Raw genomic sequence first — 286 nt, forward strand, 5'->3', positions numbered from 1 at the left:
CTTCTTTAGCTGATTTAATGAAAATAATGCAAGACGGATACGTATCTAAAACTGGTATTAAAGGCATTGATAGCTTACTATCTCGCGGTGGTCTACAAAGTATGATGATGTCGATTGCACTTATTTACCTGGCTCGTTGTATGGGAGGATTATTACAAGGAATGGGTATTATTACGCAGCTCATGAATATCATCTCTAGCTTCGTAAAAAATAGCAGACGTTTAATTATTTCTACTGCTTCAACTGCTTTTGGTGTAAACTTCTTACTTTGTGAGCAGTACTTTTC

General features: G+C 36.0%; 1 protein-coding gene. It reads left to right on the forward strand.

Annotated elements, in window-relative coordinates:
- The coding region (locus ACSG5Z_RS31895) for a Na+/H+ antiporter NhaC family protein (protein WP_435712954.1) at positions 1 to 286 on the forward strand (286 nt) is incomplete at both ends.

The sequence above is a fragment of the Bacillus pretiosus genome (assembly GCF_051294775.1).
GTDB lineage: Bacteria > Bacillota > Bacilli > Bacillales > Bacillaceae_G > Bacillus_A > Bacillus_A wiedmannii.